General features: G+C 68.6%; 12 protein-coding genes and 1 pseudogene. 6 read left to right on the forward strand and 7 right to left on the reverse strand.

All coding sequences use genetic code 11. The annotated features are described in order from the left end of the window. The first annotated feature begins 27 nt into the window (after positions 1 to 27). Positions 28 to 624: a GTP-binding protein gene (locus LY12_RS18040; protein ID WP_253858240.1), complete on the forward strand. Its 597-nt coding sequence runs from the start codon at positions 28 to 30 to the stop codon at positions 622 to 624. Between the two features lie 12 nt (positions 625 to 636). Here LY12_RS18040 and LY12_RS18045 read toward each other — a convergent pair whose 3' ends face one another. From LY12_RS18045 to LY12_RS18055, 3 genes are read right to left on the reverse strand one after another with little or no spacing between them, the layout of a single operon-like run. After that, a complete protein-coding gene (locus LY12_RS18045; RefSeq protein WP_253858242.1) occupies positions 637 to 1929 on the reverse strand; it encodes a (Fe-S)-binding protein in 1293 nt (430 codons plus the stop codon). Beyond that, positions 1926 to 3239 (reverse strand): FAD-binding oxidoreductase, encoded by a 1314-nt coding sequence (locus LY12_RS18050; protein ID WP_308292139.1) that lies wholly within the window; start codon positions 3237 to 3239, stop codon positions 1926 to 1928. The genes LY12_RS18045 and LY12_RS18050 overlap by 4 nt, the downstream gene beginning before the upstream one ends. Beyond that, positions 3236 to 4687, reverse strand: coding sequence for an FAD-binding oxidoreductase (locus tag LY12_RS18055; RefSeq protein WP_253858244.1), 1452 nt, complete (start codon positions 4685 to 4687; stop codon positions 3236 to 3238). Before LY12_RS18055 ends, LY12_RS18050 begins: the two co-directional genes overlap by 4 nt. Before the next feature lie 408 nt (positions 4688 to 5095). Between LY12_RS18055 and LY12_RS18060 the strand changes: the two genes are divergently transcribed. From LY12_RS18060 to LY12_RS18070, 3 genes and pseudogenes are all read left to right on the forward strand, one after another. Next, on the forward strand, positions 5096 to 5689 hold the full coding sequence (locus LY12_RS18060) for an HSP18 transcriptional regulator (protein WP_253858246.1): 594 nt from the start codon (positions 5096 to 5098) through the stop codon (positions 5687 to 5689). Between the two features lie 40 nt (positions 5690 to 5729). After that, positions 5730 to 6510 (forward strand): annotated as a pseudogene (gene ku / locus LY12_RS18065) (non-homologous end joining protein Ku); the annotation flags it as partial. A 681-nt stretch (positions 6511 to 7191) separates the two neighbouring features. Then, positions 7192 to 7443: a hypothetical protein gene (locus tag LY12_RS18070; protein WP_253858247.1), complete on the forward strand. Its 252-nt coding sequence runs from the start codon at positions 7192 to 7194 to the stop codon at positions 7441 to 7443. Positions 7444 to 7912: 469 nt separating this feature from the next. Here the strand turns inward: LY12_RS18070 and LY12_RS18075 are convergent, their stop codons facing one another. From LY12_RS18075 to LY12_RS18085, 3 genes are all read right to left on the reverse strand, one after another. After that, positions 7913 to 8122 (reverse strand): hypothetical protein, encoded by a 210-nt coding sequence (locus LY12_RS18075; RefSeq protein WP_253858248.1) that lies wholly within the window; start codon positions 8120 to 8122, stop codon positions 7913 to 7915. A gap of 218 nt (positions 8123 to 8340) precedes the next feature. Then, a complete protein-coding gene (locus tag LY12_RS18080) occupies positions 8341 to 9456 on the reverse strand; it encodes a DUF998 domain-containing protein (RefSeq protein WP_253858249.1) in 1116 nt (371 codons plus the stop codon). Between the two features lie 54 nt (positions 9457 to 9510). After that, positions 9511 to 10296 carry a protein phosphatase 2C domain-containing protein gene (locus tag LY12_RS18085; protein ID WP_253858250.1) on the reverse strand — a complete coding sequence of 262 codons (786 nt, stop codon included), beginning with the start codon at positions 10294 to 10296 and terminating at the stop codon, positions 9511 to 9513. A gap of 62 nt (positions 10297 to 10358) precedes the next feature. On the opposite strand from LY12_RS18085, the gene LY12_RS18090 reads away from it, so the two are divergent. After that, positions 10359 to 10568 (forward strand): helix-turn-helix domain-containing protein, encoded by a 210-nt coding sequence (locus tag LY12_RS18090; protein WP_183780114.1) that lies wholly within the window; start codon positions 10359 to 10361, stop codon positions 10566 to 10568. Then, positions 10565 to 11152, forward strand: a complete 588-nt coding sequence (locus tag LY12_RS18095) for a Clp protease N-terminal domain-containing protein (protein WP_253858251.1) — start codon at positions 10565 to 10567, stop codon at positions 11150 to 11152. The genes LY12_RS18090 and LY12_RS18095 overlap by 4 nt, the downstream gene beginning before the upstream one ends. A 4-nt stretch (positions 11153 to 11156) precedes the next feature. Here LY12_RS18095 and yczE read toward each other — a convergent pair whose 3' ends face one another. Continuing rightward, on the reverse strand, positions 11157 to 11789 hold the full coding sequence (gene yczE / locus LY12_RS18100; RefSeq protein ID WP_253858252.1) for a membrane protein YczE: 633 nt from the start codon (positions 11787 to 11789) through the stop codon (positions 11157 to 11159). Between the last annotated feature and the right edge of the window lie 366 nt (positions 11790 to 12155).

A 12155-nucleotide genomic window follows, 5' to 3' on the forward strand; every position in this document is an offset into this window, starting at 1 on the left:
ACACGAAACGTACGCAGGCGGATTTCCATGACACCCGGACAACCCGAACCCGGCAGTGGAGAGACCACGGCCGCGAAACTACTGATCGCCGGTGGCTTCGGCGTCGGTAAGACGACTCTGGTCGGTTCCGTCAGCGAAGTACCGCCGCTGCGCACCGAAGAGGCGATCACCGAGGCATCCGCGGGTACCGACGACTTGACCGGTGTCGAGTCGAAGGTCAGCACCACCGTGGCGCTGGATTTCGGCCGCATCACGATCAGCCCCGAGCTGATCCTGTACCTGTTCGGCACGCCGGGGCAGGACCGGTTCTGGTTCATGTGGAACGAGCTGGCCGAAGGTGCGATCGGTGCCGTCGTACTGGCCGACCCCCGGCGTCTCGAGGCGTGCTTTCCGGCGGTCGACTTCTTCGAGCGTCGCAGCGTGCCGTTCATCGTGGGTGTCAACTGCTTCGACGACGCCCACCGCTACACCGCCAACGAGGTGCGCGACGCCCTCGACATCGCACCCACTGTGCCGCTCATGCTGTGTGACGCCCGCGACCGCGCGTCGGCGAGGGATGTGCTGATCACGCTCGTCGAACACGTCATGCACCAGTACGACCTGGCCCATTCGGCGACGTCCTGAATCGTGCGGTGATCACTCGGCCATAGGCGCCTCCGTCGGCCGGCGACCCTGGATGGATGCGTCGAGCAGCTGCACCGGATGCAACATCGGCACGTCGTCCAGGAAGCGTCGCAGCTGGAGCAGACAACCCGGGTTGGCCGTGACCAGCAGTTCGGGAGCCACCGCTCGCACATTCCGGGCCTTACGCTCACCGAGTTCCGCGGCCGGCTCGGGGTTGACCATGTTGTAGATCCCGGCAGAGCCACAGCACAGTTCGGCATCGGGCAGATCGACCAGGTCCACGCCGGGGATGGTCCGCAGCACCGACCGCGGCTGTTCCCGGATTCCCTGTGCATGGCCGAGATGACACGCGTCGTGGTACGCCACCTTCGCGTCGATCCGGTGCCGCTCGGCCTGCGGCTCGAGTTCGGCGAGCAGCTCCGTGACATCCCGGACCTTTGCGCTGAAAGCCGTCGCCCGCTCACTCCACTGCGGATCATCTGCGAGAAGGTGGCCGTACTCCTTCAACGAGGATCCGCAGCCCGCCACGTTCACGACGATGTTGTCCACCGGTAGCTTCTCGAACGTCGCGATGGTCTGCTTCGCACGTTCGCGGGCATGCGTCTCGCGTCCGGCGTGCAGGCCGAGGGCGCCACAGCATCCCTGAGCGCGTGGGGTCAGTACCTCGCAGCCTTCGGCGGCGAGCACACGCTGGGTCGCGGTGTTCACCTCGTGGAAGAACACGTCCTGCACACACCCCGACAGCAACGCCACGCGTTTGCGGGGCGCACCTGCCGGTCTCACTCGACGCGGCAGACTCGCGAATGCCGACCGCAGTCGTACCTGCGGCATCAACGCCTGTGCGGCCCGCAGTCGCGGCGGCAGTATGCGCGCGGCGAGTGCCGGCAAACGCAGTTTCTGGTAGAGCGCACCGCCGACGGCCGCGGCGCGCAGGCGGCGCCGGTAGGGGAACAACGCGAAGATCCCGCTCCGAAACCAACGGTCCGATCGGGCACGCGGTACGTTTCGCTCGACCTGTGGCCGCGTCGCCTCGAGGAGGCGGTCGTACTGCACGCCGGACGGGCACGACGTCACGCACGCCATGCATCCGAGGCAGGCATCGATGTGTTCGGTGAACGCGCCCTCGAGTTCGATCTCGCCGCGTTCGGCGAGATCCATCAGGTAGATCCGCCCACGCGGCGAGTCCATCTCCTCGCCCCACAGCTGGTACGTGGGGCAGGTCGGCAGGCAGAATCCACAGTGGACACAGTCGTTCAGCAGTTCACGCGACGGCGGGTTGGTCGCGTCGAAACTCGAGTCCGTCACGAGTCCTCCTGTTCCGTTCCGGCAGATCCCGTCCCGCCGGGGCTGGTTGGTTTCCGCGTACGGGAAGCAGTCCCCAACGTGGGGCCGTTCGGTTCTGCCGCCCCGCGCACCTTCTCGCCGCCGGACGTGCCGCGTTCCCGCGGTTCGGCCCGCGACGCCGCGACCGACGGAGCTGCGCCGGTGCTCGTATCTCTTGTCCCGGTGCCGGCCGAAGCGACCGCGGCCGGTTCGAGCCACGTTCCGAAACGGCCGGAGTCCAGACGGAAGGCCGGGTCGAGTTCGTGCTTGACCGCCTGAAGAACACGTAATGCGGACGGCTGCTGCCCCCACGCCGGTACCTGCCCCTCCGTCGCGCCCCGCGTCACGGAGGTTCCGCCTGCTTCCGTGACGACCTCGTGGACGTCTCCGACCTGTGCTGCAGGTACGGAGAGCGTCGCGACACCGGTGGCCAGCCCGGCCACCGCCTGGGTATGGAACCGGCCAAGGACACCAGGCAATCGACTCGGCCTGCAGCCGATCCGCACCGTCGCGTCGTCGACCAGGCGAACATGCCGCTGCCACGACTCCGCCGCCTCGTCGTCCGACAGCGCTCGGCCACCGGTCAGTTCGGCGAGCGCCCGCGTTCTCGCGGCGGTGCCGTCGGCAGTGCCTTCGATGCGGATGAGCAGTGTGCCGTCCGCCCACTCGACTGATACCGGTTCGTGCGCCTCGGCCAGCAACGACCGCGTGTGACCTGATGCCTCGGACAGTGTGCAGTCCAGCGCCACGGTGCGCTGTACCTCCGGAGCAGGATGCAATCGCAACACGACTTCGGTCATCAGGCCGTACGCTCCGTACGAACCGTGCATGAGCTTCGCCAAGTCGTAGCCCGCGACGTTCTTGATGACGTGTCCGCCCGTCCTCGCGGGGGTGCCGTCCGCCAACACCACGGTCGCTCCGATGACCAGGTCACGCATGGACCCGTAGCCCAGGGCCAGCGGGCCGGAGTCGGCGGTCGCGATCAGGCCGGCGACGGTCGCCCCCCGGCGTACTCGAGCGGCGTCGAACGCGACACGCTGGCCGTTCCGGGAGACCTCGTCCTGCAGTTGTGCCAGTGGTGTGCCTGCGCCGACGGAGACGGTCATGTCGGCCGGGTTGTAGGAACGGATCCCGGCGAGCCCCGTCGTGTCGACGACGACGTCGGCTGTGCCGGCTGTGCCGGCCCACGTAGCGGCCGTGCCGGCCCCCTGGATACGTATCGTTCCCCGGGACTCGGTGAACGCTTCGCACGCCGAGCGCAGGTCCGTCGGTGTCAGAATCGTGGCGGTCATAGACGCTCGATCACCCCGGCCTCTTCCAGCGGGTGCGGCCGGTATCGGCCCGGCTGTTCCCCGCACAGTCTCGGTGTGGGCAGCAGCTTGCCCGGGTTGCACAGGTGCCGTGGGTCGAACGCCGCCCGCACCCTGTCCATCGTGGAAAGGTCGGCCTCGCCGAACATGCGCGGCATCGAGCAGGCCTTGTCGGTGCCGATGCCGTGCTCGCCGGACAGTGACCCGCCGAGCTCCACGCACAGCTCTGCGATGTCGGTGGAGAGTTCTTCGGCGCGTTCCAGCTCGCCCGCGTCCTCGTCGAACAACACCAGCGGATGCAGATTGCCGTCGCCCGCGTGGAAGACGTTCGCCACGCGCAGCCCCGCGTTACGGCCCATGCCCTCGATCCGGCTGAGCACCTCGGCGAGCTGCGTCCGCGGGACGACCCCGTCCTGCACGATGTAATCGGGGCTTATCCGCCCCACCGCGGCGAAGGCCGCTTTGCGGCCCTTCCAGATCCTGGCCCGCTCCGCCGCCGTCTCGGCGATGTGAAGTCGTGTACAGCCGTGACGGTCACAGATCGCGCGGACCTCGTCGAACTGTGTCTCGCACTCGGACTCGGGTCCGTCGAGCTCGACGACGAGCGCTGCAGGCGTCGTCAGCGTGTACCCCGCACCGACCGCCTTCTCCGCGGCCTGGATCGCCAGGTTGTCCATCATCTCGACGGCTGCTGGGACGATACCGGCGGCGATCAGGTCGCTGACGACGTCGCCCGCTGCGGTCACCGACGGGAAGTCAGCGAGGAGAGTTCGGACCGTTTCCGGTGTTCGGAGCAGGCGCACCGTGATGTCACACGCGATGCCGAGCGTCCCCTCTGAGCCGATGACCACTCCCCGTAGATCGGGGCCGAGTTGTTCTCCGGTGTCACCGCCGAGCGTCACGATCTCCCCGTCGGGAAGAACGACGGTCATGGACAGCACATGATTCGTGGTGAAGCCGTATTTGAGACAGTGCGCGCCCCCGGAGTTCTCCGCGACGTTGCCACCGATCGTGCAAACCTGCTGGCTCGACGGGTCGGGGGCGTAGTAAAGCCCGTGCGCGGCCGCCGCCTTCGTGATGTCGAGGTTCGTGACCCCCGGCTGCAACACAGCTCGCCGGTCGACAGGGTCGATGTCCACGATTTCACGCATTCGTTGCAGTGAAATCACGACACCGTCGGCGACGGGCATCGCACCGCCCGACAGTCCGGTACCCGCTCCGCGGGCGACGAACGGGACGCCGTGCCGGTGGCAGGCGCGCACGGCCTGCGCGACGTCCTCGGTGGTGTGCGGGAGCACGACGAGCGACGGGACCTGTCGAAAACCCGTCAGGCCATCGCATTCATAACTGCGCAGCTGTACCGGATCGGAGATGACGTTCTCCGGGCCGACGGCCGCGACCAGTGCCTCGTGGGCTGTGCGGTCGAGCATCGTCGCTCTCCTTCCGCAATCGTGCGGTGGGATCCGAACCGTGCATTCAGACATCGGCCTGGCCGGCCGGTCTCGGGGCGGAGTACGTCTCGGCTCCCCGGTCTGCCGGCACGCCGTGGGTTTCCGGTGGTCGGGTACCACGTCGAGCGGCGGGAACCGCGGACACCGAACTGAGGTTCTCTATTCCGGACCACGAAACTTTCCTACCGTCACAAGGAACTTTAGTTCCGATCCAGCCCTGCGAGTCAACCCCGATCCGGGCGACCCGTCGCGCCGGGACGTGCCGGGTGTGGTGGTCCGTTCGGCAGCCTGTGAGTGGCGCGGCAGCCGTCCTGATTGCTTGCAATCCTTGATACCACTGTCGTCGTCACGTTGACAAGTAATAGATGTCGTCGTTACGTTGACGGCGTGGATCGCTATGAGGGATTGCGTGAGACGGTCGAACGAGCCGTCGACGACGACGTGGCGAGTGCGGATGACCTCGTGACCGCACTCGCGGCTGTGCGCGAGCTGCGGGAGGAGCTCACCGATTGGGAGCCACTCCTGATCGGCGCTGCGCGTCGACTGGGGGTGAGCTGGGCCGACCTCGCCCCCGTGTTGGGCGTCGCGAGCAGGCAGGCGGCGGAACGGCGGTACCTGCGGCTGCGCAAGCCCGAACACGAGATCGGGCTGACGGCCGACGGGCGAGTGCAGGCCGAGCGTGACCGGCGAGCCGGACTCCGGGCGGTTCGAGCGTGGGCTCAGGACAACTCCGAGGTGGTTCGCAAACTAGCGGCACTGGTCGGCTCGCTCGACGATGTGGGTGACGAAGCGAGGCCGTACGTGGACGTGGTGTCGCGAACACTCGGCCAGGACGATCCGGTGCTGTTGATCGCTCCGATGGTCTCGGCCGCGGCCCATCTGCGTGACCGTCACCCGGATCTCGTGGCGCAGGTCGATGGCGTCCATTCGGAGGTCGAGCACGTCCGGCGGCAGGCTGTGGACCGCAGGGTCAGGCGGTGAGCGGTGTCGATGAACTGCGAAAACGCGTACCGTTCTCGGTATGCGCGTCATGTGGAAGGGTGCGGTGTCCTTCGGGCTCGTGACGATTCCGATCCACTTGTACGCGGCGACGGAAAGCAAGAACGTGTCGCTGCGCCAGGTGCACGAGGCCGACGGTGGGCGCATTCAGTACAAACGTGTGTGCACGGTGGACGGCGAGGAAGTGCCGTACGCCGATATCGCCAAGGGCTACGAACTCTCGGACGGCGGCATGGTCGTGCTGACCGACAAGGAACTGTCCGAGCTGCCGATCTCGACCTCGCGATCGATCGATGTACAGGAGTTCGTTCCGCTCGAAGCGATCGATCCGATCTATTACGACAAGAGTTACTACCTCGAGCCGCAGAAGGCCGCGGCCAAGCCGTACGTGCTGTTGCGCGATGCACTGCACAAATCCGGTCAGGTCGCCATCACGAAGGTGGCCATCCGGCAGCGCGAATCGCTGGCGGTGTTGCGGGTGGTCTCGGACGTCATGGTGCTGACGACGATGTTGTGGCCCGACGAGGTGCGCGAGGCCGATTTCCCGTTTCTGCGGGAGGACCCGCCGGAGGTTCGATCGCAGGAGATGTCGATGGCGAGCTCGCTCATCGACTCGCTCTCCGACAGTGTCTTCGAGCCCGGCAAGTATCGGGACAGCTACCGCGAGGCGTTGCTGAACCTGATCCAGTCGAAGATCGACGGCAAGGAGACCGAGCACCCACCTGCGGTGGCATCGGAGCCCGAGGCCACCGACTTGATGTCGGCGCTGCAGGCGAGTGTGACGGCTGCGAAGGAGGCGCGGGACGCAGGCTCGGACGGACACGCGTCCCCGGGTGGCGGCGCGGACGCGGCGAAGACCTCGTCGAAACAGTCCGACGACACCCCGTCGGGCGACCAAGAGGTCGGAGACGCGGGCTCAAGCTCCGACGAGAGCGCTGGTTCGGCACGCTCCGGCAAGTCATCGCGGACCCGGTCCACAGGCTCCAAGACGGCCGGTGCACAGGCCGGCGGGACCAAATCGGCCGGCACGAAAACGACCGGCACGAAAACGACGGGCTCCGCAGCTTCGCGGAGCCGCTCCACGGAGACAAAATCCTCGAACGGGAAGTCGTCGAGGACGGCGAAGTCGGATGCAGAGGGCTCGTCGACCGCGTCGTCGGGAAGCAAGTCCTCGGGCGGCAAAACCTCGGGGAGCAAGTCCGCGGGTGGCAGATCCTCGGGTGGGGCCGGATCGAGTCGCAAAGACGCCGGGCCGGATGGCGCCACCTCGCGAACGGAGAAGGCGCGAGGTGGCGGCTCGAGCCGGTCGACCCGCAAATCCGCCTGACACGTCGCAGCGCCCCGGCTGTCGGAGGGGTGCGATTCTCCCGCGTGCCGTCCGATCCGGCAGGTCGGCACATCGCCGTGGGTGGTTCGGCGGGCCACCGTCACATGCGGGCGTGTCCGTCCCCGGATGCGCGGATCGGCGGTGGTACTAAGGATTCATGACCTGTTCGAGCTGCGAAGCCGGCATCGACCACTGCCACGGAACGCTGGTGGAACACGTGTCCGGGTTCATCGAGTGCACGGACATGGCCTGCCTCAGCTTCGGGGCTGATCGGCACTCGCTGGTCATCGACTGCGAGGCGGTGGAAGGCGGTTGTGGATGTGCCGCGCACCTGCACCTGCTTGCGCAGGTGGACCCGTCTGCGCTTGGTGCGGACATCCCACAGGGACAGCTGCTACGCGCGTCGTAAGGGCCCGTGCAGGACAACAGCCGGGCGTCGGACAAGGCCCGTAAGACAGGGAACCGTCAAACAGGGACCTGTCAGGTAACGACCCCGTTAGGCAAGAACCCTGTCAGGCAGGAACCCCGCCGGACACGGATCCGTCAAGCAAGGAACCGGCTGACGGTGTCCCGGCGGAGCTGAAGGCGTCTCGGCGGAGACAGCCGCACTGGACGGCTCGGTTCGATCCCGTGCTTCGGCACACGGGTCGGCCCTTGGGTGAGTCCGGAGTAACGCGGTACGCAGGCTGACCCTGGAGTGAGTCAGCTGCTCGGCGCGGCTGTTCGGTTCGGCTACTCGGGTCGACACGGCGTGTCGCTGCTACGTGTCGGGTGCTACGTGTGTCGGCGTCCGGGCCGGCGCAGCATGGTTGCCCCGGCGTTGGGTGACCGTCTGCACGTCAGTGTCCGTGCGGCCGTCTCACGGCTGCATGCGCGTGTCACTGGTCGCGTTGTGACGGCAGTGCGGTCCGCCCTTCCTCGGGATCCAAACCGAGAGCGTCGAGGAGCAGGGCGCAATCCTCGGCGTCCCGTGCCGCGGATGCGATAGCGCGCACGGCCCGGCGGCGCTGTGCGGCGTCCGGCTCGTCGACGCGGGGCAGCGACGGCTGCGGGTTCTGGGTCGGAGCGGTCGGGCTGTGTGCGTTCACGGTTTACTCCCCGAAATCGTGTGCCGGCTGCGTCCTGCAGCTACCCGTTAAACGTACGAGCCACACGTTGTGTTTCCCGATCGGCCGGAAAATGTGCCGTGGACAACTGAGGTCCGATGTGGACATCGAGTCACGGGTGTAGGCCCGGGAACGGTGCCGTGGCGCGGTTGTCTCGTCGGGTGATGACGTTGATCCTGTCGCTGTGCTGCTGATCGGCGTTACCGAGGTCGCGGCGGACGTGCCGGACCGGGCTCGCTGTCGACCGTTCCGTGAGTGGCCGTGCGGCCGGAGTCCAGGCCGGTGCTACCGGCGGGGTCGGCACAGGTGGGCTCGCCGGCCGGGCAGTCTGCGGGCACGGGCGGCCCGGTGCTCGACGGCGCCGCCGATGCGGGAGCGGTCAGCGAGGGCCCGGCGGTGACCGAAGGCCGGGCGGGTGCGGCGACGGCGCGTGAATCGACCGCGGTGGGCGGTGAGTGCTCGACGCGCGGGAAGGCTGCCGGTACGGGTCCGACGACGGCGGGCCCGGCAGGCGACGGCGCCGCGGCCGGCGGCCCAGCGAGCGATGATCCCGCGGGTGAAGTGCCTACGACCGGCGATGCCACGGGTGAGACGGTTGCGGGCGCCGGGCTCGACGCGGGCGCCGCGGCAGATGCGCGGGCGCCCTGCATCGCGCCGACGAGGAGTACCGCGAGCAGGGCCAGGTCCACGCTGAAGACGATTCGTTGCGTGAACCCGACGGGCATGGTGTCGGCGACCAGGGCGAAGCCGGGTACGCCCGACAGTGCGTCGGCGACGTAGCTGACTCCGAACAGGGCCAGACTCACGAGCGCGACGCGCAGTAGCCACGTCAACGCCGACGCGACCCGCGCCAGCACGGGTGTCGCTCGCATGACGTCGAGCAGCGACAGTGCGATCGCCGGCAGGCTGGCGAACGCCACGACGCTCGCGTACTGGTGGATGCGGCCGCTCACCGGGTCGATCTCCGAACTGAACGTCGCCGGGAACAACGCGGCCGTGGCCAACCCCGTCGACGTCGCGTACACGAGCGTCGAGGTCGTCCTGCTCACGGGCAGACCCGCGGACAGTACGGCACCGCGCACCGCGACGACGCCGACCGCCGCGGACAGCAGGCTCGCTTCGAGCATGCCGGCACCGCGGTCGGTGAAGGCGTACCGGCTCAGCGGGTCGGTCAACGGGTCGAACGAGCTCACCGAGTGCAGGATGATCAGCGTGAACAGTGCCCAGCCGAGTCCCGCGGCCGCGGCGATCGTCCACGCACGGGTGCGCGCGACGTCCGCGGTGTGGACCTTGGCGTGCGACGGTGGGCTGGGCATACGTCCATATAAACGCATCGGACATTCCGGTGTGTTCCGGGTAAACCCCTGAGATCACCCGGATCGGGTGGTGAAGTCGACCACGACGAGTGCCTGATCGTCGTGGATTTTCGGTCTCGGCCACCGGGTCCGGTCGCGGTCGCGGTGTTCCGCATCGCGCACGACGTCCAGTACCGCCTGCGGCCCGCGTGTGTGTGCGAGTCGGTGCAGGCCGTGCCAGTCGAACAGTTCGTAGTCGGTGACGCCCGCGGCGACGCCGTCGGTCGCGAGGATCAGGGTCTGCACCTCGGAGCGCGGCCACTGTGCCCGGACGGCATGCGTCGCCGCTGCCGGGTCGGCCTCGGCCACCCAGAATCCGTCGTGGTGGTTACGGAGCGCGTCCACCGCAGCGCGGGTACGCAATCGGCCGGCCGCGCGCAGTCGGGACAGCCGTTCGTCCGCCACGACCTCGACCCCGCCGGTCCCGAACTTCGCGACCGGGCTGTCGGCCAGCACCAGTACCTCGACGACCTCCGCCGACCAGCAGGCCAGGGCGACCGTGCTGGACGGGCTCGCACTCGCCTGCAGGTCGTGGTCGCGGGTCACGGCGTGGATCGCCGCTGCGAGGGCCCTCCCCGGATCAGGTGAACTTCGCAGCGTTTCGCGTAGTCGCTCGCCCAGTTGCTCGGCGTACCAGCCGCCGCTCGGCAGTCCCGGGCGCTGCTCGGTCGCTCCATCCAGCACGGCGACCGCTCCCGACTGCGGGTCGTTTCCCGGCGCGACGACGACGCGGTCCTCGGTTGGGCGCGGATCGCCGGCCAGGTCCGTCCCCGCTTGTTCGGCGATCTCGATCCGCGGCACGCCGACCACCGTAGTTGTCAACCAGTGTTGACACACCTCGTGTGTCAACCTAAATTGACACCATGACGAACGCGACCGAACTGGCGACCCAGGCGGGTGACAGCGATCCGCGCACAGGTCTGCGCGCCGTTGCCGCCCTGCGGAGGTTGCTCGAACGACTCGAGGCCGTGCAGGTGCGCAGCGCGCGCGTGCACGGCTGGTCCTGGCAGGAGATCGCCGACGAGCTCGGCGTCAGTAGGCAGGCCGTTCACAAGAAACACGGGAGGCGATGATCGTGTTCGAACGCTTCACGAAGGACGCCCGCACCCTGGTCACCACAGCTGTGGGCCGGGCCGAGGCCGACGGTGCCGCACGGGTCGATGCGCTGCACCTGCTCGGCGCCGTCGTCGAGCCCGGCAGCGCCACCGGTGCTCTCGACCTGCTCGACGCGGTCGACGTCGCGCCGAGTGAGATCATCGACCGAGTGGGCGAACTACGCCGTCACGCCGGGTTGAGCGACGTCGACCGGCGGGCCCTGCGTGATCTGGGCATCGACGTCGACGTGGTCGTCGCCCGGGCCGAGGACCACCACGGTGAAGGCGCGCTGGCGGTAGCAACGGGAGGCGGCGGTCCCGGCGATCCCCGTCGGCGTCGTAGGCGCAGCCGCTGGCACGTACGGTTCGGCCAGGACGCGAAACGTGTGCTCGAGGTGAGCCTCCGGCAGGCGCTCGACGTCCGCGACGGCTACGTCGGCAGTGAGCACGTCCTGCCGGCGCTCGCCACCGTGCCGGGGCCGGCCGCCGACGTCCTCCTCGCCGCGGGCGCCTCCCCGGACCGGCTCCGCCGCGCCATGCTGCAGCGCAGGAAAGCCGCATGACAGCTCAGGCGCGCGGGCGCCACACGACCCGCGGCAGGAACAGCTGAGTCAGCGGGCCGATCGACAGTGCGAACAACACCGTGCCGACACCCGCGGTACCGCCGAGGAGCCAGCCCGCGGCGAGCACGCACACTTCCAGCACCGTCCGCACCAGACGCACGGACAGGCCGGTGCGTGCCGTCAGTCCCGTGAAGAGGCCGTCACGCGGGCCAGGGCCCAGCCGGGCGCCGACGTACATGGCGGTCGCCAGACCGTTCAGCACGATCCCGCCGAGCAGCAGCGGGATCTGCACCGCGAGGTGTTCCTGCGGTGGAAGCGCCAGTCGTACCAGGTCGACCGACACGGCGATGAGCACGACGTTCGCGATCGTGCCGATCCCCGGGCGCTGTCGCAGCGGGATCCACAGCAGCAGCACGGTCACCGCCGTCACGACCGTCACCGTGCCGAACGTCAGTCCCGTGCGGTGCATCAGGCCCTCGTGGAGCACGTCCCACGGGTTCAGGCCGAGCAGGGAGCGCGACATCATCGCCATGCTCGTGCCGAACAGCACCAGCCCCATGACCAGTTGCGTCAACCGTCGCGCCGGATCATGGCGCACCGTCACCGGATGAAGTTCGAACTGCGCCGTGGCCGCCACACAGACCACTATCGGATGACACGGGCGGTGCGGTCCACCGAGTTCAGCCGGTGGGACGCCCTTCACTCCCGAGACCCACGAAAAAGGGGAGCCGGTGCGCTGGATCCCGGGGGTGCCGTCACTCCAGAGAACGGCGTCAGATCCAGCGCACCGGCTCCATCCGTGTCGCGCGGACACGGAATGCCGCCTGCGGCACCGGCATCGCCCCTCGCTATGCCGGTCCGCCCGGCGGCTAGGTGCGCAGCGGCGACATCGCCTCACCTGGCGCGGTGAGCGAGGCGATGCGGCGCGCACCCGCACACGGCTCCGGCGCCGCGGGGGCAGCGCGGCGCCGGAGCCAGGACCCGTCTCGGCCAGGCGCGGTCG

This window comes from Prauserella alba (assembly GCF_024171735.1).
Classification (GTDB): domain Bacteria; phylum Actinomycetota; class Actinomycetes; order Mycobacteriales; family Pseudonocardiaceae; genus Prauserella; species Prauserella alba.

Coding starts and splice junctions, on each gene's coding strand:
- LY12_RS18040 (WP_253858240.1), top strand. CDS start 28: ATGACACCCGGACAACCCGAACCCGGCAGTGGAGAGACCACGGCCGCG.
- LY12_RS18050 (WP_308292139.1), bottom strand. CDS start 3,239: ATGACCGCCACGATTCTGACACCGACGGACCTGCGCTCGGCGTGCGAA.
- LY12_RS18055 (WP_253858244.1), bottom strand. CDS start 4,687: ATGCTCGACCGCACAGCCCACGAGGCACTGGTCGCGGCCGTCGGCCCG.
- LY12_RS18070 (WP_253858247.1), top strand. CDS start 7,192: ATGACCTGTTCGAGCTGCGAAGCCGGCATCGACCACTGCCACGGAACG.
- LY12_RS18080 (WP_253858249.1), bottom strand. CDS start 9,456: ATGCCCAGCCCACCGTCGCACGCCAAGGTCCACACCGCGGACGTCGCG.
- LY12_RS18090 (WP_183780114.1), top strand. CDS start 10,359: ATGACGAACGCGACCGAACTGGCGACCCAGGCGGGTGACAGCGATCCG.
- LY12_RS18095 (WP_253858251.1), top strand. CDS start 10,565: ATGATCGTGTTCGAACGCTTCACGAAGGACGCCCGCACCCTGGTCACC.